The organism is Chryseobacterium sp. HNCC26DJ240 (assembly GCF_057180485.1).
On sequence record NZ_JBXUGK010000001.1, the window covers coordinates 215,877 to 240,838 of the forward strand.

20 protein-coding genes are annotated in these 24,962 nt (G+C 35.6%); 9 read left to right on the top strand and 11 right to left on the bottom strand.

All coding sequences use genetic code 11. The features are described 5' to 3' along the window. Position 1 precedes the first annotated feature (1 nt). A complete protein-coding gene (locus AC2A1G_RS01060) occupies positions 2-262 on the top strand; it encodes a hypothetical protein (protein ID WP_484045103.1) in 261 nt (86 codons plus the stop codon). A 161-nt stretch (positions 263-423) separates the two neighbouring features. Further along, on the top strand, positions 424-1,368 hold the full coding sequence (locus tag AC2A1G_RS01065) for a hypothetical protein (protein ID WP_484045104.1): 945 nt from the start codon (positions 424-426) through the stop codon (positions 1,366-1,368). 74 nt (positions 1,369-1,442) lie between these two features. Here the strand turns inward: AC2A1G_RS01065 and AC2A1G_RS01070 are convergent, their stop codons facing one another. Together AC2A1G_RS01070 and AC2A1G_RS01075 are read right to left on the bottom strand one after the other, a co-directional pair. Continuing rightward, on the bottom strand, positions 1,443-1,829 hold the full coding sequence (locus tag AC2A1G_RS01070; protein ID WP_484045105.1) for an immunity 22 family protein: 387 nt from the start codon (positions 1,827-1,829) through the stop codon (positions 1,443-1,445). Positions 1,830-2,355: 526 nt separating this feature from the next. Beyond that, positions 2,356-2,907, bottom strand: coding sequence for a DUF4256 domain-containing protein (locus AC2A1G_RS01075; protein WP_484045106.1), 552 nt, complete (start codon positions 2,905-2,907; stop codon positions 2,356-2,358). 182 nt (positions 2,908-3,089) lie between these two features. On the opposite strand from AC2A1G_RS01075, the gene AC2A1G_RS01080 reads away from it, so the two are divergent. Continuing rightward, positions 3,090-5,960, top strand: coding sequence for a M16 family metallopeptidase (locus AC2A1G_RS01080; RefSeq protein WP_484045107.1), 2,871 nt, complete (start codon positions 3,090-3,092; stop codon positions 5,958-5,960). A gap of 82 nt (positions 5,961-6,042) precedes the next feature. Here AC2A1G_RS01080 and AC2A1G_RS01085 read toward each other — a convergent pair whose 3' ends face one another. The 6 genes from AC2A1G_RS01085 to AC2A1G_RS01110 all read right to left on the bottom strand — a co-directional run bounded on the left by AC2A1G_RS01085 (position 6,043) and on the right by AC2A1G_RS01110 (position 13,103). Continuing rightward, a complete protein-coding gene (locus AC2A1G_RS01085) occupies positions 6,043-7,152 on the bottom strand; it encodes a T9SS type A sorting domain-containing protein (protein WP_484045108.1) in 1,110 nt (369 codons plus the stop codon). A gap of 112 nt (positions 7,153-7,264) precedes the next feature. Beyond that, complete coding sequence (locus tag AC2A1G_RS01090) at positions 7,265-8,344, bottom strand: GNAT family N-acetyltransferase (RefSeq protein WP_484045109.1); 1,080 nt, start codon at positions 8,342-8,344, stop codon at positions 7,265-7,267. Then, on the bottom strand, positions 8,341-9,288 hold the full coding sequence (locus AC2A1G_RS01095; RefSeq protein WP_484045110.1) for a polysaccharide deacetylase family protein: 948 nt from the start codon (positions 9,286-9,288) through the stop codon (positions 8,341-8,343). The genes AC2A1G_RS01090 and AC2A1G_RS01095 overlap by 4 nt, the downstream gene beginning before the upstream one ends. A gap of 75 nt (positions 9,289-9,363) precedes the next feature. Next, complete coding sequence (locus tag AC2A1G_RS01100; RefSeq protein WP_484045111.1) at positions 9,364-11,493, bottom strand: S46 family peptidase; 2,130 nt, start codon at positions 11,491-11,493, stop codon at positions 9,364-9,366. Positions 11,494-11,722: 229 nt separating this feature from the next. After that, positions 11,723-12,310 carry a Crp/Fnr family transcriptional regulator gene (locus AC2A1G_RS01105; RefSeq protein ID WP_484045112.1) on the bottom strand — a complete coding sequence of 196 codons (588 nt, stop codon included), beginning with the start codon at positions 12,308-12,310 and terminating at the stop codon, positions 11,723-11,725. 148 nt (positions 12,311-12,458) lie between these two features. Then, entirely contained in the window at positions 12,459-13,103 is a 645-nt protein-coding gene (locus tag AC2A1G_RS01110; RefSeq protein ID WP_484045113.1) for an MgtC/SapB family protein, read from the bottom strand. A gap of 80 nt (positions 13,104-13,183) precedes the next feature. Here AC2A1G_RS01110 and AC2A1G_RS01115 point away from each other — a divergent pair, with 80 nt between their 5' ends. Next, positions 13,184-13,744, top strand: coding sequence for a sugar O-acetyltransferase (locus AC2A1G_RS01115; RefSeq protein WP_484045114.1), 561 nt, complete (start codon positions 13,184-13,186; stop codon positions 13,742-13,744). A 134-nt stretch (positions 13,745-13,878) separates the two neighbouring features. Here AC2A1G_RS01115 and AC2A1G_RS01120 read toward each other — a convergent pair whose 3' ends face one another. The 3 genes from AC2A1G_RS01120 to AC2A1G_RS01130 all read right to left on the bottom strand — a co-directional run bounded on the left by AC2A1G_RS01120 (position 13,879) and on the right by AC2A1G_RS01130 (position 18,690). Beyond that, on the bottom strand, positions 13,879-16,170 hold the full coding sequence (locus tag AC2A1G_RS01120) for a DUF7619 domain-containing protein (RefSeq protein WP_484045115.1): 2,292 nt from the start codon (positions 16,168-16,170) through the stop codon (positions 13,879-13,881). Between the two features lie 100 nt (positions 16,171-16,270). Further along, positions 16,271-18,274 carry an NAD-dependent DNA ligase LigA gene (ligA, locus tag AC2A1G_RS01125; protein WP_484045116.1) on the bottom strand — a complete coding sequence of 668 codons (2,004 nt, stop codon included), beginning with the start codon at positions 18,272-18,274 and terminating at the stop codon, positions 16,271-16,273. A gap of 86 nt (positions 18,275-18,360) precedes the next feature. Further along, positions 18,361-18,690, bottom strand: a complete 330-nt coding sequence (locus AC2A1G_RS01130; RefSeq protein WP_484045117.1) for a winged helix-turn-helix transcriptional regulator — start codon at positions 18,688-18,690, stop codon at positions 18,361-18,363. Positions 18,691-18,805: 115 nt separating this feature from the next. On the opposite strand from AC2A1G_RS01130, the gene AC2A1G_RS01135 reads away from it, so the two are divergent. From AC2A1G_RS01135 to AC2A1G_RS01155, 5 genes are all read left to right on the top strand, one after another. Continuing rightward, positions 18,806-19,114, top strand: coding sequence for a pirin family protein (locus tag AC2A1G_RS01135; protein ID WP_484045118.1), 309 nt, complete (start codon positions 18,806-18,808; stop codon positions 19,112-19,114). After that, entirely contained in the window at positions 19,068-19,541 is a 474-nt protein-coding gene (locus AC2A1G_RS01140; protein ID WP_484045119.1) for a pirin family protein, read from the top strand. The genes AC2A1G_RS01135 and AC2A1G_RS01140 overlap by 47 nt, the downstream gene beginning before the upstream one ends. Positions 19,542-19,562: 21 nt before the next feature. Beyond that, entirely contained in the window at positions 19,563-20,639 is a 1,077-nt protein-coding gene (locus tag AC2A1G_RS01145; RefSeq protein ID WP_484045120.1) for an alkene reductase, read from the top strand. Between the two features lie 262 nt (positions 20,640-20,901). Continuing rightward, the gene (locus AC2A1G_RS01150) at positions 20,902-21,648 is read left to right on the top strand and encodes a glycerophosphodiester phosphodiesterase family protein (RefSeq protein ID WP_484045121.1); all 747 of its coding nucleotides are present in this window, start codon (positions 20,902-20,904) and stop codon (positions 21,646-21,648) included. Positions 21,649-22,000: 352 nt separating this feature from the next. Further along, the gene (locus AC2A1G_RS01155; RefSeq protein ID WP_484045122.1) at positions 22,001-24,952 is read left to right on the top strand and encodes a SusC/RagA family TonB-linked outer membrane protein; all 2,952 of its coding nucleotides are present in this window, start codon (positions 22,001-22,003) and stop codon (positions 24,950-24,952) included. Positions 24,953-24,962: the final 10 nt, after the last annotated feature.

A 24,962-nucleotide genomic window follows, 5' to 3' on the forward strand; every position in this document is an offset into this window, starting at 1 on the left:
TATGGAGGAAAAAATCGTTATTCTTGGAAATGGTTTTGATTTAAGATATTTTTTACCAACTTCTTACAATCATCTGATTTCAATTTTATGTGAGATTGAAAAGCTGCCTGAAGACAAAAAATCTATTTCTTTTTTTCAGATTTATTTGATGGTGTTTTTAAGGAGAAGAATGAGTGGTTTCACAATCAAATTAATAGCTATTATCATACTGATAAATTCGTCTTTGATGTTGAAGCTATTAAATCAATTCAAAACAGATTAACAGAAAATTCTTGGTTTCATTACTTTAAATCTTTTGATGAGAATAAAATTGAAACTTGGATTGATTTTGAAACGGAAATTGAAAGGGTATTACTTTCTGTTTTAGAATATTTCGATGGTTTTAATAATGATTTTTTTGAGTCCAAACCAAGACATGGACTTATGGAAAGTAATGAACCTGGCTTTTTTGTTCCGAAAGATTTGTATCAAAAACATTTTAAAAACCGATTGCAAATTTTTCTTCTGAAAAGTTTTAAGTTTCTTTCAGAGACATATCATACCTATTCTATCGATAACCTGTATGTTGTATCAATTTCGAAGGAAATTCAATATTACAAGGAAAAAGATTTTTTTAATTTTATATATCAATCATTAGAAGATTTTGTTGGAATATTCAATGACTATATAGTTAATATCGTTGGTGTTTTTTATGAAAATATCAAATTAGAAAGAAAGGAAAATTTTATTTCAAGGAATGAAAAATTTCTTTTTAAGAATGTAAATCAAGTTTTCAGCTTTAATTATACTTCAACTCACGATAAATTTTATAAAACTGATATTATTGATTTTGATGACGAGTTTTTAGAGAAATTGGAATTTAAAAGTAAAAAAAGAAAGAATTTTCATCAATTTGTTCATGGAAGTTCAGTCAATAATTGGAACGATTTAGTGCCCGAAAATCACATCCATAATTTGAATAAAATGAAAATTGTTTTAGGTGTTGATGATATTGATAAATCACTTAAAAAACATAAGTTATTTCAATTCACAAAATATTTTCAAAAACTTCATAAACAAACTGACTATCTATTTTTGAAAGATTATCAACAAACGAATGGTACAAAATCAAGAGATAAATATACTTTTTATTTTTGGGGACATTCTTTAGATTATTCCGATAGGCAGTATATAAAAGAGGTTTTTGACTTAGTGGAAAATAGTGATGGTAGTACAATCAAAATATTTTATCATTCTATTTCTGCAAAAGGAGATCAACTTAAAAATCTTTTAGGAATTATTGAGAAAGAAAAAATTGAGAGATTTATGAAGAATAATATTTTAGAATTCATAGAATCAACTCCAGAAAATTTATTTAAAGAATTATAAGAAAACTTCCACTTAAATGCGGAAGTTTTTTTCATATTTATGAGTCATGATAGTATCAAATGATACTATCATTTTTAATACTCAAACTCAATCCCACCCAAATAAACCAAAGAAAAGTCATCAGTTTCCACAGATTTAGGTTGCGGAATCTGACCCTGGCTTACGAAAATAAGCGAGTTAATATCAAATTTCAGATTCATTTCGTTGATTCTGTTGTATAAAACGGGAAGCCACTGCTCGGCAAAAGAATATTCCGAAAAATGTTGGATGCTCTGTTCAAAACCATACTCCATCAAATCCTGATCAAACCAAAGGGTTTCCTGTGTTTCGGCAAAGCTTGAAATGTATGTGTCGTCAGACTCTTCTTCGATGTAATAATTTTCATCTTCCTCCACAAAGTGGAAAAAATCTTCTTCCGTTCTGAAATTTCCTACCCAAAAATCTAAAGTCTGTACATTCATAATATCAATTTGAAAACTCAAAGGTATAATAATACTCAATGTCTTCCAAAAACTTCGAAAAATTACAAATTGAAGGTGTTTTAAATAATTATTTTTCCGGTATTAAAATTTTTAAAAAATATTTAGAGTATGCGATAATTGTAATTTTAAAATTACAATTTAAAATTCTTCGCAAAGTATCTACACACTTTATGTAATTAGGATTATAAATTTTCAATTATGTTTCAGATATCTTTAAAAAATAGTGCAAAATTTGTGTATATAATATGTTTAAAATCACAAATTATTTGTAAATTTTTGCAAATGAAGTAATGCAACCTCGGATTATTTTTGCATCAACAAGTTTATTCTTAGAGGAATTCTAAAAACACAAGATTAGATTTGCCATAGTTTGGCAGAAAAGTTGATAAGGTAACTTGTTTTTATTTTAAAGAAATGTTTTTTTAGATAAAGTTTTTAAATAATATAAATTTATAAGCTTTAGTTTTTAGTTGGAGCTGCGTTGTAGAACGCAGCTTTTTTTTATTTAAATTTTTACCAAACCTCTGAAGCCTCTCGCTGCATAGTAAGACTGCGCGCCATTGTGGTAAAGGAAGACAAAATCATATCTTCGGTCACAAAATAATGAACCTCCCAATTTTCTTATTTCGGGTGGTGTTTTAATCCAGCTGGAAGTCTTTTCATCAAATTTATCAAGGGTTTGTAATTGTCGGTATTGCTGTTCATCCAGGAGTTCGATGTCCATTTCCTGTGCAGCATTTACAGCAGAATCTTGTGGTTTGTTTTCTTTTCGGGCTAAAAGCGCTTCGTGATCGTAGCAAAAACTTCTTCTTCCCGAAGGGCTTTCTTTGGAGCAGTCACAAAAGATGAACTCTTTGCCTGCTTCAATAAGATCTGGCTCTCCTCCTGTTTTTTCCATTTGCTCCAGACTCCACAGTTTTTCAGGGTTAGAAAGCAGTTTTTTTTCGATAACGTCCCATTCCAGATTTTTCAGATTGAATCTGTTTTTCTGAATTCTTACTTTCAGAATATTCAGAATTTCTTCAGTTTTATTTTCTGATAGTTTTTTTTGGGTCATGAATTTAGTTTTTAGTTTTGGTGTTTCGAAAATTTCCGATTTGTGAATTTAGCAAAATTTTGATAAAAATAAGTAGTTTTTAAATAGAATTTACCAATTAGTTGTGAGTTATTTCAAAAATTTTATCTATCACAAGTCCTATTTTTTCGGTAAATTTGTATTAATCCATTGATTTAAATTGAATGAACACGATTATACATAAAGAAATTAAAGATACCACTTTGTCATCAGATTTTCCTTACACAACGGTAAGTCATGACGAAAATAAAGTCAGAATTTATACTCTGAAAAACGGACTTCAGGTATTTCTTGCACAGAATTTTGATGCTCCCAGAATTCAGACTTTTATCCCTGTAAAAACGGGCAGCAATAACGATCCTTCAGACAATACCGGGCTGGCCCATTACCTTGAACACATGATGTTTAAAGGAACTGCAAAAATAGGAACCCAAAATTGGGAAGAAGAAAAAATTCTGCTCAACGAAATTTCAGATTTGTATGAAAAGCACAAGGCAGAACAGGATTCTGAAATTAAAAAAGAAATTTACCGCAAAATTGATGAGGTTTCTCAGGAAGCCAGCAAATTTGCGATTGCCAATGAATACGACAAGGCAATTTCATCTCTCGGAGCTTCCGGAACAAATGCCCACACGTGGTTTGATGAAACAGTTTATAAAAATGTAATTCCCGCTAACGAGCTCGAAAAATGGCTTAAGGTAGAAAGAGAACGTTTTTCAGGAATGGTGTTAAGGCTTTTCCATACCGAGCTGGAATCGGTTTACGAAGAATTCAACAGAGCTCAGGATAATGATTCCCGACTGGTGAATTATGAACTGATGGATGCACTTTTTCCAACGCATCCCAACGGTCAGCAAACGACACTCGGAAAGGCCGAGCATCTGCGAAATCCTTCAATGAAAGCCATTCACAAGTATTTTGAAGAATATTATGTTCCCAACAATTATGCTTTTGTTTTGGTTGGTGATTTAGATTTCGACAAAACCATACAGCTGATCAATCAGTATTTTGGAAATATTCCGTATCGTGAGCTACCTCCAAAAAATAAAATTGCAGAAAAGCCGATTACTGAAATTATAAGGAGAACAGTCGCAAGTCCCACTACGCCGAGAGTTCAGCTGGCATGGCGTACAGACAGCTATGGTACAAAGGAAGCGATTCTGGCCGATGTCGTTGTCAATATTCTCAGCAACAGAGGCGAGGCAGGTTTATTGGATTTAAATATCAATCAAACCCAAAAATTACTTTGGGCACAGGCGTATTCTTTAGGTTTGAAAGAGTATGGCTACTTTTCTCTCGTAGGCGTTCCGAAAGAATTTCAGACTTTGGATGAGGCCAAAGAAATGATGCTGGAGCAGATTGAATTAATTAAAAAAGGTGAATTTCCGGACTGGATGCTTCCTGCAATCATCAGCGACTTCAAACTTCAGAGAATGAAAGCCCTTGAAACTGCCGAAGGTTTGGCCACCAATCTTTATGACACTTTTATTAAAGGAAGAACCTGGGAACAGGAGCTCAATGAAATGAATGACTATGCAGCAATTACAAAAGCTGATGTTGTCACTTTTGCGCAGGAATTTTTTAAAGATAATTATGTCATTATTTACAAAGAGAAAGGCATTAACGAAAATCTTCTGAGAGTTGAAAACCCCGGAATTACAGCTGTTAAAATAAACCGTGATGACCAGTCTGATTTTCTTACAGAAATTCTGGAAGATAAAACGGAAGACATTCAGCCTGAGTTTATTGATTATCAGAAAGAAATCGGTTCCGACGTTGTCGCTTCAAAAAAACTCAGTTTCGTTAAAAATAAATACAACGAAATTGCACAGGTGCATTTTATTTTTCCTTTGGGGAGCGATCACGACAGAGATTTGGGTATGGCCACACAGGTACTGCAGTATTTGGGAACAGACCGTTTTTCGCCGGATGAGCTGAAGAAAGAATTCTACAAAATCGGAATCAGTAATGACTTTAAAACCACAAATGATCAACTGACGATTTCAATCTCAGGTTTGGAGGAAAATATTGAAAAGGGAATTCAGCTGCTTCAACACTGGATGCATAATGTGCAGCCGGATCAGGAAATTTACAATCAGTTTGCAGAAACTGTTTTGGAAAACAGAATTGCGGTAAAAAAAGATAAAAACCGAATCATGCAGGCGCTTACCAATTATACAAAGTTGGGAGCGTATTCCAGATTTACCGACGTGATTTCCAAGGAAGAACTTTTGGGTTCCGATGTGGAAGAATTTACGGCAAGGATTAAAAATATTTTCAGCTATCCGTATCAGATTTTTTTCTACGGTAAGGATTTCATCAGTTTTAAAAATTATATTGCGGATTACATTTCGGACGAAACTCTGTCAATACCTGTAAAAAGGGAATATCCAGAGCCTGAAACGGGAGGGAATGTTTATTTTATGAACTATGATATGGTTCAGATGGAAATGAGTAAAATCGCAAAAGGGAAGGAGGTGAGTCTTTCCAATTTTGGTAAGATTAATATTTTTAATGAATATTTTGGCCGTGGCCTTTCGTCCATCGTGTTTCAGGAAATTCGTGAGAGTAAGAGTTTAGCGTACTCAGCTTACGTCTCTTACAGTCCGAATTCTGAGCTTGCGCATCCTGATTATGTGACTTCCTACATCGGAACACAGCCAGACAAACTCCAGATTGCAGTTGATACGATGTCTGAACTAATGTCTGAACTTCCCGAAGTTCCCGTTCAGTTTGAAAATGCACGAAGTGCAGCTTTAAAGCAGATTGCGTCCACAAGAATTACCAGAACCAATATTTTCTTTAATACTTTGAGGCTTCAGAAATTAGGTGTGAATTACGATATCAGAAAAGATATTTACAGTCAGATTAAAAATCTTGATTTTAATGAAATGAAAGATTTTTATAATTCTCATGTCAAAACTCTGAATTTCAACACAGCTTTAATCGGAAAAAGAGAAAATCTGAATATGGAGGCAGTTTCAAAAATGGGAACATTTAAAGAACTGGATTTAAAAGATATTTTCGGACATTGATTTTCCGGATAACATTAAAAATTAAAGGCGACAGTATTGAATTGTCGCCTTTAATTTGTTTTTAAATGAAATAAAATCAGAATTATTTTTTAATAATTTTCACTGTTTTTTCACCATTGTTAGTTTTTACCCTTAAAAGATAAGTTCCTGATGAAATTCCCGAAATATCAACGCTGACTTTTTTCTCGCGGTTGATTTTTTCAGTTTTTAAAATTTGTCCGTTCAGAGAATAAATTATGATAGATTCAATTTCGTTTTCAGCCGAAACATTTACAATTCCACTGGTCGGATTGGGATAAATTTTTGCTTCAACTTCTTTTTTTGCTTCACTTACACTTAAAGTTAAATCAAGGGCTTTCAGATATTGATAGCTTCCTGAAATAACCGACGCCGTTGCTCCTGTAGCTGCATTGATACTGAAAACTCCACTTCCTGTGGTGTACAGATAATTTCCGTTTCCGGTTTGCGCACTTCCTCTTGCTCCACCAACAGCATAATAGTTTAGAATAGCTCCGTTCGCTGCTGAAAGATGATAGACTCCGGAATTGTTTCCGGCACTGCTGTTGTTTGAAAACACAGATATCAGATAATTTCCGTTCTGAAGCTTTGTAATCTGCTGAATTCCTGTGAAAACCCCTGAATTCACAAAATTTCCGGTCACAGTTCCTGCATAATTCATTGTCTGAATTCCTGCTGAATCAAAAGATGTGATATAAGCTGTCCCGCTTCCTGTATCTAGCGTGTCAAAAGGGGAGCCGAGCGTAGGATAAACTCCCAGAGATGCACCCGCAAAACTTAATCTGCGTATCGAATTGGCAGTAGCTCCGTTGGCTGTTCCTGCATTCGTTACCCAAACTTCATTATTAACAACATTCAAACCGCGGATGTTGCTTAAACCTACTGTTGATGGGATGGTAGAAGAATAAGTTCCATCAAGATTATAAATGTAAATCACATTATCGGTCTGGTCAGAAATCCAGATTTTATCCTGCACACGGATGATTCCTTTAATAGTTCCCGGGCTCAGAGATGATAGGTTGATGAAATTGGCATTGATCACCGTTCCGTCGGTGGCATTCAGTTGTGCAACTGTTTTGGTGGTCGAGTTTACTGCTAGAATTACATTTTGCGCAAAATGATGCAGATGGCAAAACAGAAACAAGCCTGCTGCTAAAAGTAATTTTGTTTTCATAAGATCGATTTTTAATGATGGATATCAGCAAATTACGAAAAAAATCTTATTAAAGCCACTTTTTTAAATTGAAAATCAATAGTTTGCAGTGATGCTGAAAGCGAAAATAAAATTAGGTCAAAGCGCAATCGCCGTCTCCATCCTGAAAGTTTGATGTAAAATTATCAGGTAAATGATTCAGCATTTTCTCGTGAAACATATAACGTCTTTCTGTATTTCTGCTGTGAATTTTCGGGAAGTTTCCATTGTTTTCAATTTCATCGTTTAAATCAGTCTGATAACTTGTCATCAGTTTTACTTTGTTTTTTTGTGAAAAATAAGCGAGAAATTCTGTGATATTTTTGAGATTATTTTTAGAAAAAAGGTAAGGGATTTTTAAATGTCCGTCACGCAAAAGCAGGAGTGCAGAAGTCTCCAGTTGATCTTGCGAATCGAAAATTTTAATCCAGAAATATTTAAATTCTTTTGAATAACTTGAAAAAAGATAATCAGAATCAGGTTTTTCACCTTCCAGAATCCATGGGTTTTTGACAAACCAATTGATTTCATCAGCATTTCGGTTGGAAGGAAATTGAGTAATGAAATCTTTACTTTCCTCATCGATTTCAGACAGGATTTCAAATTTAAAATCAGGTTTTTCCTGAAAAGAATTTTTAAATGAAATTAAACTGTTAAAAATACTATCTGACAATCTGAAAAGGGGTTTCAATTTTTTTAACTGAGGTTTTTTCGCCGGAATAATGTTTTGAAAATCTGTTTTTAGATAAAATCGTTTGCCCGTTTTTGCCGGAATATATTTAAAAACTTTAATTTTATTATATAAACTTTCGGCTTCGGGAGTAAATTCTGTGATGGCAATATTTCCGTTATACTCTTCGAAAGCTTTATCCAAAAGCTTTTGTGCAATTCTTTTACCTCTGAAATCGCTGCTCACAAACAAAGTGCTTAACCATGCGTATTTAAACTTTTCGCTTTCAATCAGAAAAAAATCAGGGAGACAGCCAACGTAGCCTGCCAGTTTTTCGCCTTCATAAGCTAAAATTAAAAGCGTCTGATCCTCATCCGCTTTTGGGTTTTTAATCTGAGATTCGGCGCGGTGTTTTGTGATGGGAAGGAAAGCATCAGAACGGTATTTTCCTGAAGAAATAAATTCCCGCAGCGCACTTTTATTTAGCGTTTTCAGCTCAATCATTTTCTCTGGATATGGTTTTTATTGAGGTGTTTTTTCAGTTTGAAATAGGCAATTTCCTTTTTTAAAATAGTCTCCGCATTTTCACCTGTCTCCATCGGAATTCTCTGGAAATTTCGGGCAAAAGAATCTGTTTTTACACCTGCACTTCCGAAAGTACAGAAGATATCATCATTTTTAAATAGTTCGTCAAAAAAAACTTTTTCAATTCCAAAATCTGTGAAAGGAAACGCAAAACTTTCGTGATGAAAATTGTTTTCTTTCATGTAATTATAACCTTTTATTGTATTTTCAATCTGTTCTGAAAGAGCTAAATTGTTATAAAGCGGATGATCCCAGCCGTGCGAAGAAATCCCGAAACCTTTTTCTGTGATTTTATTTAACTGTTCAAAAGTAAGATACGGTTTTTTTTCAGCGAGATACGTTTTAAAATCGATTCCAAAAGTGGGTGCAATTCTATCCAGGGAAAACTTCTCTTTAAATGAAACATTGTGCAGAAAATTGTCTGTAATCTTCATCGCATTCATCACTTCAAGCAACAGACTTACTTTGCAGCGGAACATCAAATCCTTATTGTCTATAAATGCAGGATTCACAAAGTTCATCGCATAAATTCCTTTCCTTTCCAGAATAGGAATTACAACATCATAAAATTCTCTGTAACCATCATCAAAAGTGAGCAGGGCAATCTTTTTTTTAGGCTTAAAATTACCTTTTACAAATTCTTTAAATTCATCAAATGTTACCCACTGAAAATTCTGAGAAAGGCAGTCGAGATCTGCTTCAAAATCTTTTTCATTTTTGTAATTGACGATTTGTTTGAGGTGGGGAAGATATTCATTAGAAACGTTGTGATATACGGGCAGACAATAATCCAAAGGAAAATTTTCTGAAAATTCTGTATTTTCAAAACGCGCCAGAGTGTCTATGATTTTCTTTTTGAGCATCCTGATGTAAAAATAAAAAAGAATCTGCTCAAAAGCAATGTTTTGAGCAGATTCTGAGGTTTTATGTGTCGAAAATTACTTCACAATTTTCATTTCATCAATCAGCCATTTAGAATCGGCAAATTTATCGATGATGAAAAGAATATATTTCGTGTCAACCATAATATTTCTGCTGAATCTCGGGTCATAATTGATGTCGCTCATCGTTCCTTCCCACTGTCTGTCGAAGTTCAGGCCTATAAGATTTCCCTGAGCATCCAGAGCCGGTGAACCTGAGTTTCCTCCAGTGGTATGATTGGTTGCTGTAAATCCTACAGGAACGTCACCGGATTTGTCTTTGTAAACTCCGTAATCTTTTTTGTTATAAAGATCAAGCAGTTTTTGCGGAACATCAAATTCATAATCTCCAGGAACATATTTCTCCACAACACCAGCCAAATGAGTCTGGTAATCGTAAGAAACAGCATCTCTCGGACTTGAACCTTTCACTTTTCCGTAAGTCACCCTCATGGTGGAGTTGGCATCAGGGAAGAATTTTCTGTCCTTATCCGTTTCCATCTGCTGAGCCATAAATTTTTTCTGCAAAACATCAATTTTAGCTTGCAATGAAGTGTATTGAATATCCGCAGTTTTAGAATAAGTATCTTTTAAGCTGTTGAAAAGAATATACATTTCATCCTTTTTGATAGCTTTCACCAATTTATCCGGATTAGAAAAAGCTTTGTCAATATCTGCGGAAAGACTTGCGCCATTTACCTCGGATCTTCCGGTAATCACAGAATTTTTAGACAACGTTTCGATAGTCTGAAGGTTTTGAGCTTCATTTTTATATTTGTCAAATCCTGTAGGAAGATATTTTGCTGCAGTTTTGTTAGCGTATAGAGCTAAAAGTTTAGCCGTAACTTTTGCATCCAGTTCTTCGCTGTAATCTTTGTAGAATGATGATAATCTGTTCTTGAAAGAAGCGGTTGTTTTCTCATCCATTTTCCCGGATTCAACTGCTGTGATATAGCTTGAATAAAGATTGGCAAGGGTTAAAGTTTCCGCATTTCTGATGGTTTCAGTGTAGTAAGCGTTGTTTAAAGCGTAAGGTGCCTGCTCGTTATAAAGCTGATTTAACTGATCAAGAGTCGTTTTAATGTCAGGATTTTTCGCAATCAAAGTTTGCTCGTAAGCTGCTTTTTTCTGAACGGCATTAGATTTTTTCAAACCTTCCACTTCACCAATCCATTTTTTCCAATAGTTGGCAACTGAAGCATATTTTGAAGCATATTTGATACGGGTAGCATCATCAGAACGCATTTTTTCATCCAAAGTTTTCAGAGCAACATCACGCACTGCAATTCTCGCTGGGTCGGTGTCTCTCATTATTTTGTCAACCGCAATCGACGGAAGATATTCTGTAGTTCTTCCCGGAAATCCGTACACGAAAGTGAAATCGTTCTCTTTTTTATCTTTAATGGAAACCGGAAGGTAATGTTTCGGAACGTAAGGCACGTTGTCTTTAGAATATTCTGCAGGTCTGTTGTTTTTGTCAGCATAAATTCTGAACATTGAAAAATCTCCCGTATGTCTCGGCCAAACCCAGTTGTCTGTATCTGAACCGAATTTCCCGATACTTTGCGGCGGTGCACCCACCAAACGGATATCTTTGAAAGTATCAATCACGAAAGCATAATATTTGTTTCCGTAATACATTGGTCTCAACATTACTTTCTGTCCGGGCTCGGTTTTGATGGTTGACTGTACTTTTTGAATATTGGTATTAATTTGAGCCATTTCCAAATGAGGGTTTCCTTCAAGAATTTCTTTGGTAACGTCTTTAATATCAACGATGAAATCTACGGTAACTCCTGGGTTTGCCAATTCTTCGCCAGTGTTTTTTGCCCAAAAACCGTTAGAGAGTAAATCATTCTGAACGGTAGAATGCGATTGAATCTGGCTGTACCCACAGTGATGATTGGTCAGTAAAAGTCCTTTCGGGGAAATAATTTCGGCAGTACATCCGCCGTTGAACTGTACAACAGCGTCTTTGATGCTTGGTTTTTGAGTGTTAAATATATCTTTGGCAGAAATTTTCATGCCCAGATCCTTCATCTCTTTTTCGTTAAGCTCAGTCGGGATCCACATTCCGCCGTATTGCTGAGCGATTCCCAGAGAGAAACTGAAGAATGCAGAGGCAATCAGAATATTACGTTTTATCATTAGGAAAAATTTTTGCCTAATTTACGCATTTAAAATTTTCTGATAAAAGAAAAACCCTCCTGAATTTTCAATTCCAAAGGGTTTTTGCATTGTCTGTGTGTTTTTAGACCATAAAATTTATAAAAAATACTTCAACGGTGGGAACAGTCTCAGAAATTCATCAACAGTATATTTCATCATCATTTTGACGGCACAAAATAATGAAATATTTCGCTGAAATAAAATGAACCTAAGTTAACGCAATCCGCCTCCTGATACGGCTTAGCGCTTGCGGAGTGATGCCAATATAAGAAGCGATATGCTTTAACGGAATGTCTGAAATAAAACTCGGATAGGCTTTTGCAAGATTTAGATATCGCTCTTCGGCTGTGTGCGTAAGCAACGATATTTCACGTTGTGTTTTTCTCACGTATAGATTTTCTGCTGAAATTCTTCCCACATAGTTTCCAACTGCAGATCTTTTGTACAGTTCCTGCAAATCATCGAAATGAATTCTGTAAGCAGTTGTTTCCTGTACCGTTTCTACATTGTAAGCACAGGGAGTTCTTGTAATAAATGAATCGTATGCGCTGCAAAACATGTTTTCGGCAATGAATGAAAAAGTAACTTGCTTTGATGGTTCTGTGGGATGTTTTTTATTAACGAAGAACCGAATGATTCCCCTGTCAATAAAGTAGAGATAATCTTCCGTCATTCCTTCTGTGAGTATCAGCTGTTTCTTCGGAAAAATGATTTTTTTAAATTTACTCACATGATATTGAGCTTCTTCCTGAGATATGTCTTTGATACTGTTGTAAATACTTAGTAATTTTTGCATGAAAGAATGATGAATGTGGTGTTTTAGAACAGCAAAAATAATTCTAATAATTTAAAACTACAAAAATTTTCATTAATTTTTACTTTTCAGTTAAAATTTTTCGCAAATGTTTTTTAAGCCACTTTCGGAATGGAGTTTTCAGTGTAATTTAAAATTGAAAAGAACTGATTTTTTCGTCCTGCATCATCTGCTGAATCAGGATTTCATGGTTTTTGTTTTTACCCGTCAACAACCAACTTGTACTTGAGTTCTCTTTTGTAAATAACTGTTTTACCACAGTGAATCTCAGGTTATTCTGTTTAAACAAATCTTCACAATACTGAATGTCTTTTTGTTTGGAAACCACAATTTTATATTCCCGTATCTTATGATTTTGATCGATAAAATTTTGGAAATAAGTAAGAGAGCTTAGAATCAGCAAGACCAAGACTGTTCCCAAAAGTGATAAATAAACATAGCTCGCACCTATCGCCATACCGATAGAAGCTGTTGCCCAAATCGTGGTTGCGGTGGTGATTCCGTCGATTTTGTTATCACCTTTAAAAATGACTCCTGCTCCCAGAAAACCAATTCCCGTAATAATATTGGCGGCAAGACGGTCGGGATCATTAACTCCTATTTTGATGGAAAGAATTGTGAAAAGACAAGAGCCAAAACAAACCAGAATAAAAGTTCTCAATCCTGCAGATTTATTTCTGTATTCCCTTTCTGCACCGATGCAAAGACCGAGAAATACCGAAATGAAGATCAGCACGAGTTCGTTTTGGATGGAGTGGTCTTTCAGGAAATCCATTTTTTGATTTGTTTAATTTAAAATTACAACAATTATTGATTTAAAGACCATAAATTTGTTTCAATAAAAGTAAAAATACAATGAAAAATCTGAACGAAAAAGAAAAAATGCTGCGTGGAGAAATTTACGATGCCACAGACGAAGTTTTAACACATGAAAGAAACATTTCCAAAGATTTATGTTTTGATTACAATCATCTTCGGCCTTCAAAAATTGAGGAAAGAAAAACTTTAATAAAAAAACTCTTCGGCAAAACCACAGAAAATTTCCATATCGAGCAACCATTTTACTGTGATTACGGCTACAATATTGAGATTGGAGAAAATTTTTACACCAATGTCAACGTCGTGATTCTAGACTGTGCAAAAGTAACTTTTGGCGACAACGTTTTCATCGCTCCCAACTGTGGGTTTTACACTGCAGGACATCCTTTCGATGTGGAAGACCGCAACAAAGCTTTGGAATACGCATATCCAATTACCATTGGGAATAATGTTTGGATTGGTGCTGGATGCAGCATTCTTCCGGGCGTTACAATTGGTGATAATACCGTTATTGGTGCAGGAAGTGTAGTTACGAAAGATATTCCGGCAAATGTTCTGGCAGTTGGTAATCCATGTAAAGTTATTCGAGAGCTTTAAAGTTTTGAACTCTTTAATTTTGCTAAAAGTTTGGTGTTTTCAGAAAGATAGATTTTATTTTTAGATAATTATTTTTCAGTATAAAAAAATAAGACTGTCATCATTGGCAGTCTTATTTCGTATAAAATTTAAGATTAATCTTTTATAAATTTCTGAGTGATAAACCGATCTTTTGTACAAAGTTTAATCATGTAATTTCCTTTTGAGAGTTCGGAAACGTTGATTGAGTCATCATTTAGACTTTGAGATTTTAAAATCCGTCCCGATGAATCAAAAATTTCAGCTTTCAGTATTTTCTCTTTTGATTTAAAATGTAAAATGTCTTTTACCGGATTTGGGTAAATAACCAATTCTAAATCATTTTTAATATTTTCGGATGTTCCCAGCATGCTTTCAACAGTTGTAGTGTACGTATTGGTAACAATCGGATGATTATAATCAAAATAAATATTTGCTGTATTGTTGAAACTTTGTCCTGCTGTTAAAGTAGATTTTGTTTTGATTTTGAAAGTTACATAACCGTCATTATTGGCATTATCAAACGGCAACTGAATATTTTCAAATATAAATTCTACCGTATTTGGGTTGGTAAGTCTGGTTAAAAAACTGTGACTTCCGTACAAGGCCTGTAAAGTAGTAATATCAAACTTTGCAGTGTCAATCACGTCTTTCACAACGATGTTCTGGGCATTTGCGGTTCCTGTATTTTCAAAACGAATTAAATAATGTACATAATCTCCAACTTTTGTAGTCGCAATAGTGGCTCCTTCGAGACAGGTTTTATCATTCGGATCAAAAGAATTTACAACCGTTTGAGCTAGAGTAAACGAGTTGTCTGCGGGAGTTTCGTCAGTTAAACCATTAATTTGCGCAGTGTAATTTAAAACATGACCTCCATTTAAAGGTGGAGTTTGCATTGGTGTATTTAAAGTAAATGTAGCTGTGATTTCTCTTGTTTCAAATGGAAGAAGATTGGTGAAATTCCAGTTTAAAACTCCAAATGACTGAGAATTTGTATTGACAGTAGAACTCAGAAAGTTCATCAGATTATCATCAAAGTTATAAGCGATTGTACCAGACTGCGAGTTTGTTCCTTTATTTTTATAAATAATTTTATATTTTGCATCAAAACCGGGAGCTGCAGCATTTATCGGGATGATTACAACTTCCAAATCATTGTGATTTCCATTGGCAGATAAACAGAAATTTTGATTTACCGGACTTGTCTGGGCAGGGAAATTTAAACTTAACGTAGTTGGTGAAACAGTAAAATAGTTAGGGTTTTCCAAAACAGGAGTAATGGTGTGTGTGCCTGATTGCAAAGCTAATGAATAACTCCCTGCGTAGTTAGAAAAAAAGCTGCCGCTTCCACCTGAACCTGAAATATTGAATTTTTGAAATGCTTTGTTCAGATCATTTATATCGCAACCATTATTATTGATGTCATATCTTACATTACCGTTAAGAAGGTTTGAGGCGCCACCAGGCGAAAAATTACAGTAAGAATTTACAACAAAATTATTTCCGCCTGTGGTAGAAATGAGTTGCATGTAGTAATTTTCCAGATAATTATTGCTGTCTATACAGACGTATTTTAAGTTAGGCAGATATTCAAAATTGCGACCGCTTTCATAACTGCCGTTTTTCATAAAAACATATTCCAAATTTGGGTTATTTCCTACCAGAAGATCCTGTAAATTGTGTTGTCCCATTACATTAACGGTCTGTATATTGGTAAACATACAGCCGAATGTTTTAATTTTTGATATGCCAGACAAATCTATAGAAGAAATGGGATTGTTGCCGATATCCAAATATTCCAGATTGGTAAGACCACTCACATCAAGACTGGTGAAATTGTTATTTGAGCAGTAGAGGTATTTTAAGTTTGGTTTATTGCTGAGATTTAGTGAAGTTAACTGATTATTGTTACAGCGAAAATCTTCCAGATTTGGTAAGTTGGAAATATCCAAGGTGGTCAGATTCATAGGACCGCGACACCAAAAAGTCTTCAGGTTTAGAAGGTTATTTGCGTTTAAAGAAGTAATTTGATTAAATGAAACATGCAATATCTGCAAATTGGTAAAAGGAGTAGCATCAACTGAAGTTAGATTATTAAAGTCCAGATTCAGAGATTTTAGATTTGAAAATGCATTTAGTCCTGAAATGTTTGAAATTAAATTAACTCCTTGGTTTTGTGATGCAGAAAGATTTAGATTATAAACAGCAAGAGCTTCGTTGATGTCAATTTCGTTGTTACCGTTGATGTCAATCTTGATATTGTTCAGATTATTGTCTTTTGCGATAGTATTTGAGATATCTGCTGCAAGAAGTTTTGCCTTCAAATTTGCATCGGGAATGCTTACAATTTGTGCCTGAAATACAGAAAACAGCAATAGTAAAATCAGGAAGTAGTTTTTTTTCATATAAATGGTTAATTTTAAATTCTTTACAGCGTGAAAAACAAAAATATACCATTAAGATTGAAACTCAATGATATATTATGTTAAATTATTAAGGATTATATTATTTTTCTATCAAATCCAAAAACTGTTGCTCATCCAAAATCTCGATTGTCCCGATATCCTGTGCTTTTTTCAGTTTGCTTCCAGCTTTTTCGCCTACAATAAGATAATTTAAGTTTTTAGAAACCGCAGAAATATTTTTTCCGCCGTGTTTTTCCACCATTTCTTCTGCAGATTCTCTTGTGAAAAGGGATAATTTACCTGTAAACAAAAATGTTTTTCCTTCTAAAGTATTCGATAAAACTTCATTGGTGTTTTCGCCTTTTTCCAGCTGAACGCCGTAAGATTTTAATCTTTCAAGCATTAAAATGTTTTCAGGATTATTGAAGAAGTCAACGATGCTCACCGCGATTTTCATCCCAATATCTTCCACCTGACACAATTCTTCAGCAGTCGCTTTTTTCAAATCGTCAATGGTGTTGAAGTTCTTTACCAGTTTCTTCGCAACCGTTTCCCCAACGTGTTTAATCCCAATTCCAAACAACACTTTTTCAAAAGCAATTTCTTTCGATTTTTCAATTCCGTCGATGATATTCTGAGCCGATTTTTCAGCCATTCTTTCCAGAGGCAGAATCTGTTCTTTCGTTAAAGCATAAAAATCAGCAGGATTTTCAATAAGTTTTGAATTATAAAGTTGCTCAATCGTTTCACTTCCCAAATTATCAATATTCAAAGCCTTTCTTGAAACATAATGAATCATTCTTCCTACAACCTGTGGCGGACAATGCAAATCGTTCGGACAAAAATGAATCGCCTGATCTTCCAGTTTTATTAATTCAGTTCCGCACTCCGGACAGTTTTTGATGTATTCAATTTCTTTGCTGTCAGAAGTTCTTTTTTCTTCATTAACGCCAATAATTTTAGGAATAATTTCACCGCCTTTTTCCACGTAAACGAAATCGTGCTCGTGCAGACCGAGTTTTTTAATAATGTCTTCGTTGTGAAGAGAAGCACGCTTCACGGTTGTTCCGGCTAATAACACAGGTTTCAGATTAGCGACAGGAGTAATTGCTCCGGTTCTTCCCACCTGATAAGTTACTTTTTCAAGTTCAGTTTCTACTTTTTCGGCTTTAAATTTATAAGCCATCGCCCAACGGGGAGATTTTGCCGTGTAACCGAGCTGTCTCTGTTGCTTCAATGAGTTAACTTTCAGTACAATTCCGTCAATTTCAAAAGGTAGATTATGTCTTTCTGTATCCCAAAAGCTGATGAAATCTTTAACTTCCTGAAGTGTTTTGCAGAGTTTTGCCTGAGCCGAAATTGTAAAACCCCAATCATTTGCCTGATGAAGCAGTTCCCAATGGGTTTCAGCCGGAACTTCCTGCGAAACAAACTGGTAGAGAACCGAAGACAGCCTGCGTTTTCTCACCTCCGCGCTGTCCTGCATTTTTAAACTTCCGCTTGCCGTATTTCTAGGGTTCATAAAGAGGTCAAGACCGTCTTCTTCACGCTGTTTGTTGATTTTATCGAAGTTTTTTCTCGTAAGATAAATTTCACCCCGCATAAAAAAACGCTCAGGAAAATCACCGTTCAGTTTCACGGGAATATCTGAAATGGTTTTAACATTGGAAGTAATTTCATCTCCCTGAAAACCGTCGCCACGCGTCACTGCCTGAACCAGTTTTCCGTTTTCGTATAAAATAGAAATTGAGGCACCGTCGTATTTTAATTCAGCAACAAATTCTACAGGTTCATCGATGGTTTTAATGATGCGTTTTTCCCAGTCTGCCAAATCATCATAATCGTAAGAGTTATCCAGAGAATACATTCTGAACTGATGCTGAATGGTCGGGAAAATCTTTGTCACACCGCCACCAACACGCACGGTCGGGGAATTGTCATCATGAAATTCGGGATATTTGGCTTCCAGATCCTGAAGTTCTTTTAATAATAAATCAAATTCAAGGTCAGAAATGCCCGGCTCATCCATCAGATAATAGTTTTCATTGTGCTGGTTGAGTTCTTTGCGGAGCTGTTCTATTTTTTGCTGAATGTTTTCGGACATTGGATATCAATTTTTACAAATGTAGTAATTAGAATAAAAGTTCAAAAGTGAATTTTGAACTAAAAGTATTTTGTGAAAAACGTTGGCTATTGGTCGACAAATTCCTCGCCCCATTTGTGTAAATCCATAATGATGGGTTTCAGCATCATTCCTTTATGGTTCAGCGAATATTCTACAGTTGGGGGAACGGTGGCGAAGGCTTCACGTTTCACAATTCTGCTTTCCTCCAATTTTTTCAGTTCCTTTACGAGCATTCTCGTGTTGATGTTGGGAATTGTGCGTTCCAGTTCGCTGAAACGTTTTTTTCCATCGAATAAGGTATAAATGATAGGAATCGACCACTTGCCTCCCACAATATCTAAAACATCTTTCAGAGAACACTTGAATTCAATATTTTTATTTTTTTTTACCGCCATAACCGTTGATTTTGCTTAATGCTTTACAATTTGTTACTACTGTACAAATGTGTAACTACTTGCAAAAGTAAAGTATTGTATCTAAATTTGCAATAGCATTTAAACAAAAAAGACAATGTTACACAAAATAAGCAACACAAAATTTACCGGTCACGGTCCCATTAAAATACTGTATCCAGGTCTTGAAATTTCAAAAGAAGATACCGGAATTGGCAGCATAGGTAGAATCGACCATCCTGAAATTCACGGAAACACGATTATAAAAATGCATCCACACATTAATGACGAAATTCTTTCTTATTTCAGAACCGGAACTGCTGAACACAGCGATTCTGAAGGTTTCGTAAAGACAATCGGCAAAAAAGACATTAATGCTGATGAAAGCCGGGAAAATGTTTCAGCACGAAGAGAAAATTTTTGGTGATAAAGAACCAATGGAAGGTTTACAGATATTCATCCGTCCGGGTAAAAAGGATTTAAAACCGGAAGTTGTTTTTCTTGAACTGGATGAAATTCACAGTGAAAATAAATGGAGATTACTTGCTTCACCAGACGCTGAAACTACATTTCAGTTCAGCAGCCAGACGTGGTTGTACGATGCCAAATTATCAGAAGAAAACACACTTTCCCTTCCTGAGTCAGCAAAAGAAAGGTTAACAATGTTGCTGTATGTATTTAAAGGAAATGTAATCGTCAATTCAGATTTAAATTTAGAAAAAAAAGACAGCCTATTAATCAAAAATGAAAATATTACCATTAAAGCCAGTGAAGATTCTGAATTGGTTTTGTTTGTGACAGACGAAAATGCGGAAGTTTTTAAAGGAGGAATGTACAGCGGAAACAAATTATAAATTAAATTATTAAACAAAAATATGAGACAGTCAGAAGAAATACAGTTGGGAAATATTACCCTGAAAAATAAAATGGCGATGGCGCCAATGACCAGAAGTAGAGCTGATGATAATGGCGTTGTCAGCGATTTGACGGTATTGTATTACGAACAGCGAGCAGGTGCAGGCTTGATTATTTCGGAAGGTATCAATATTTCTGAGCAGGCTTTGGGAAGTCCGTACACGCCGGGAGTTTATACTCAGGAACAAATCGAAGCGTGGAAAAAAGTAACCAAAGCGGTTCACGAAAGAGGCGGTGTCATTTACGCTCAACTTTGGCATACAGGTCGTGTCGGCCATTCTTCTGTGAGAAACGGAGAACTTCCCGTTGCTCCATCTGCTATCGCAATTGAAGGGCAAAAACATTTCACAGGAACCGGAATGGAAGATTATGAAACGCCAAGAGCTTTGAAAACAGAGGAAGTAAAACAAATTGTTCAGGATTACAGACAGGCGGCTGTCAATGCTATTGAAGCTGGTTTTGATGGTGTAGAACTTCACGCTGCGTTTGGATATTTGCCGAATCAGTTTTTAGCGGAAAGCTCAAACCAAAGAACAGATGAATATGGAGGAAACCTTGAAAATCAAAACCGTTTTGTTTTGGAAATTATGCAGGAAATTACCGATGCAACAGGAGCGGACAAAGCCGGAATTAAATTATCGCCAACGATTCCTTACAACAGCATTATTCACAATCAGCCGACAGAGCAGTTTTCTGAGTTGATTGAGGAATTAAACAAACTTCCTTTGGCATATATTCAGTTAATGAATCCGCTTTTCCCAATTGATGAACTGAAACATTATCCAAAAGATGTGATGGAAACTTTCGGAAAACTATCTACAAACAAAGTTATCGCAAATGGCGGTTACAACAAAGAATCTGGCGAAGCTGAACTGGAAAAAGGTATTGCGGAAATGATTTCATACGGAACTTTGTTTTTAGCAAACCCTGACTTACCTGAACGTTTTGAACAAAATGCGGAATTAAACGAAGCCGACAAAGCTACGATGTACGGCGGAGGAGAAAAAGGATATACAGATTATCCTTTTTTAAACTGAATTATCTGAAATATATTTTGAAAGTCGGGGTGAAAGCTTCGGCTTTTGTTTTTTTTTATGGCCTCTTTTCTAAACCATCTATTCAGATGCAAAAAAATTAAGATTAAATTTAACTATTGTTTAAACTGATTTTAGAGAACATCAAAAAATCTCTTGTTACCTTTGCGCTCAATTACTTTAATTTTGTCTGACGGTTTTAGATTTATTTTAAAAATGAAATTTATATTGATCAGAAAAATTTAATGAAGAAGAATATTTACATATGAAAAAGTTTATCTTAGGGTTTGCAGTTTTAACGACAGCTTTTATGAATGCACAGACTCAAATTATCGCTCACAGAGGTTATTTCCAGACTAATCCACCGACTACCGAAAATTCAATTAAAGCTTTGCAGAATGCTCAGGGTCTGAAGATTTATGGTTCAGAATTCGATGTGAGAATGTCTAAAGATGGTGTTTTGGTGATCAATCACGACGAGCATCACGGTGAAATGGAAATTTCAGAAACGAATTTTAAAGATTTGGCAAAAGTAAAACTTTCGAATGGTGAAAAATATCCAACATTGAAAGATTATCTGAGGGCCGGAAAACTGGATAAATCCCTGAAACTTATTGTAGAAATAAAACCTGCCAAAACGCCGGAGCTTGAAAATGAAATGGTGGAAAAAACCATCAAAATGATCCGTGAAATGAAACTTGAAAATCAGTGTGAATACATCTCTTTCAGTTTAAATATCTGCAAGCAAATCAAAAAACTGGCTCCCGAATTTAAAGTACAATACCTGAATGGAGAGTTGTCTCCTCAGCAGATCAAAGAAAATGGTTTGGACGGAATGGATTATCACTACAGCGTTTTTCAGAAAAACCCAACGTGGATTGCAGAAGCGAATGCTTTAGGATTAATTACCAATTCGTGGACGGTAAATGAACTTATTATTTTCGAAGATCTAAAAGCTCAGGGAATCGATTTCGTAACCACCAATATTCCTGATAAATTGAAAAATCAATAAACTTATCATTTTCAAATAAGATTAATCTGCCTTTTTTAGGGCAGATTTTTTTGTCTAAATACTTAAAAAATTCCGATGAAGCTCCGTTTGAGGTATGCGTGTGGTATATTTTATTTCTCAGGAAAAGACAATAAAGATATGGCAAAACAACTCGTTTTTTGCATTAAAAAATATTCATTTTTCTAAACTGCTGTCTGCTAAAAGTTTATGCATATCCGTTAATCATAAATTAATATGGTGTTTAAAAATCCTTTAAAATATGTTAAAACGCTATTAAACTTATGCTCACCATAGCTTTCTAATTTTGCGCAAACAAAAATTGGATATGCGTAAAACGACTCAGAAAGTTATAATGTTGTCGCTCTTAGGACTTATCAGTCTCAATGTTGCGGCACAGGAAACGGCAAAGCAGGACAGTATAAAAACAATTGATGAAGTGGTAGTCACTGCTTTGGGGATTAAACGACAGGATAAATCTCTTGGTTACGTTGCTGAGAAGGTAGATGCGGAAGTTTTTGAAAATATTCAGAACAACAACTGGGCACAGGGTATGGAAGGACGGGTTGCCGGCTTAAAGGTTCAGGGTACCAATGCCGGACCTCTTGGTTCTTCCCGAATTACTTTAAGAGGTGAAAAAACATTTGGTTTTGCCGGAAACTATGCGTTGATTGTTGTAGATGGTATACCACTGAGCAATTCTACCACAGGTACCGGAACAGCTGCTTATGGAGCAGGTACAGGAGGTGACTTACCTGTCGATTTGGGTGATGGTCTCAACAGTATTAATCCTGATGATATTGAGTCGGTTACTATTTTGAAAGGTGCTTCTGCAGCCGCTCTTTATGGCTCACGCGCTGCCAACGGTGCTTTAATGATCACTACAAAATCCGGAAAAGGTAAAAATGGAAGCCTTAGAGTTTCTTTTAACAGTTCTTTGAGCTATGATTCAGTCCTGAAATGGCCGGATTATCAGTATGAGTATGGTCAGGGAACACTGGCGAAAAATACAGCAGGTCAGTTTTTCTATTCCTACGGTGCATCTCCTGATGGGGTCAGTACAGGGGGAACGAGTAGTGCTTTCGGACCAAAATTTAATGGTCAGTATTACTTTCAGTATGATCCGGCAACAGGTGGCCAAAGTGCAGAAAGACAATTGTGGAGACCTTACAAAGACAACATAAAAGGTTTCTGGGAAACCGGAGTGACGTCTTCCAACAACGTTGCTGTGGAAAGCAGTACAGATAAAACGAGTTTCAGAGCGTCGCTTTCTTATCTTGATAATAAGTGGATGATGCCAAACACAGGTTTTGACCGTTTTAATGCGCAAGTGTCATTAGATCATAAGGTGACAGATAAATTCAGAATTTCCACCAAAATAAACTACGCTAATACAAAAAGTGATAATCTTCCGGCGACAGGCTATAATAATCAGTCGATTTCTTACTTCATGATTTTCCAGAATCCCAATGTAGATCTGGATTGGTACAGACCCATCTGGAAACCGGGACAGGTAGAGGTGGATCAGATACATCCGTTCAGTTCATTTATCGATAATCCTTATCTGATTGCTTATAATATGTTGAATGGAGTAGACAAGAAACTGATTACCGGAAATGTAACAGCAACCTATGATTTTAGTAAAAATTTAAGTGTGATGTTGCGTTCAGGGATGGAACTTCTGGATGAAGAAAGAACCGTAAAAAGACCGTACAGTTCTGCTAATTACCTGAAAGGTTTCTACAGAGAGCAGTACATTAAAAACAATGAATTTAATAATGATTTACTGATCACCTACAAAAAAGACATCGGTAAGTTTAATATTAGTGCTAATGCTGGAGGAAGTATCCGTTACAACCAGTATGTAATGACAGATTTCCGTGCTGAAGGCTTAAAAGTAGCGGGAGATTACAGTCTCAATAATGCTTTGGCTCTCATTACCAAAGTTCCTAAACCAAACGATCAGCAGATGGACAGTGTTTACGGGTTGTTAAGTGCCAATTATAACAATAAGATTTTCTTAGATGTCACAGGAAGAAATGACTGGAGCAGTACACTAAATAAAGATAACCGTTCATTCTTTTATCCATCGGTAAGTACAAGTTTTATTCTTTCGGATATATTTAATTTATCCAGTTCAAAATTCAATTACTGGAAACTGAGAGCTTCTTGGGCTAAAGTAGGATTGGGAACAACACCGTATAATATTGACAAATACTACACACCAAGTGATTTTGTAGGATCAGTGCTTACTCCTACAACTTTCGTAACTCCCAATCTGAGACCGCAGGAAAATACCAATATTGAAGCAGGGATGGATTTGTCTGTATTAAAAAACAGATTGAGCTACAACTTTACTTTGTACCAAAACACCACAGTTGATGAGATTTTAGCTGTAACCACTCCTGTAGAATCAGGATATTCAAGTCGCATCATTAATGCCGGAGAAATCAGAAACCGTGGTATTGAGATGGGCTTGAATGCCAATCCTGTAAAGACCCAGAGTTTCAGTTGGAATGTCTCTGCAAACTGGTCTATGAACAGAAATAAAGTAATGTCGCTACCTGAAGAATATTCTGGTGATAACTATTATACCATTTCTACTGTAGCGGGAGTTTTATATTATAATGCAGTTGTGGGTGGTTCTTTGGGAGATTTGTATGGCTTTAAATTAGTAAGAAACGCCGACGGAGAAGTAGTGTATGATGCTACAACCGGATTACCGTCAAGACCCGATAAAATTGAAAAAGTAGGAAATGCCTTTCCGAAATGGAGAGCAGGTCTGCAAAATGATTTTAAGTTTAAAAATTGGCAGCTCAGCTTTTCATTTGATGGACAGTACGGTGGGGTAGCTTATTCGCAAACCCACCACAAAATGTCTGAACAGGGTAAATTGGGGCATACGTTGATGGGTAGAGAAAATGCAAATGGAATGATCATAGGTGATGGTGTTGTACTTAATTCAGACGGTACTTACAGCCCAAATACCAAATCTGTCGGTTTGGCTGCATATTACGGCGATTACTACAGAAGAGCCAACATCGAAACCAACACTTTCGATACCTCTTTTGTGAAACTCAGAGATGCGAGAATTGCCTATTCATTCTCGAAAGATGTCATTGCGCCACTTAAACTTACAGAACTTACGATAGCAGTTTTCGGTAAAAATCTTTGGATGTGGACAGACTTCCCAATGTTTGACCCTGAAGTTGCTGCGCTCAACGATTCTACAATCACTCCTGGAGCAGAAATCGGGCAGTTGCCTACAGCCAGAACGGTAGGTTTTCAACTTAACTTAAAATTCTAAGATCATCATT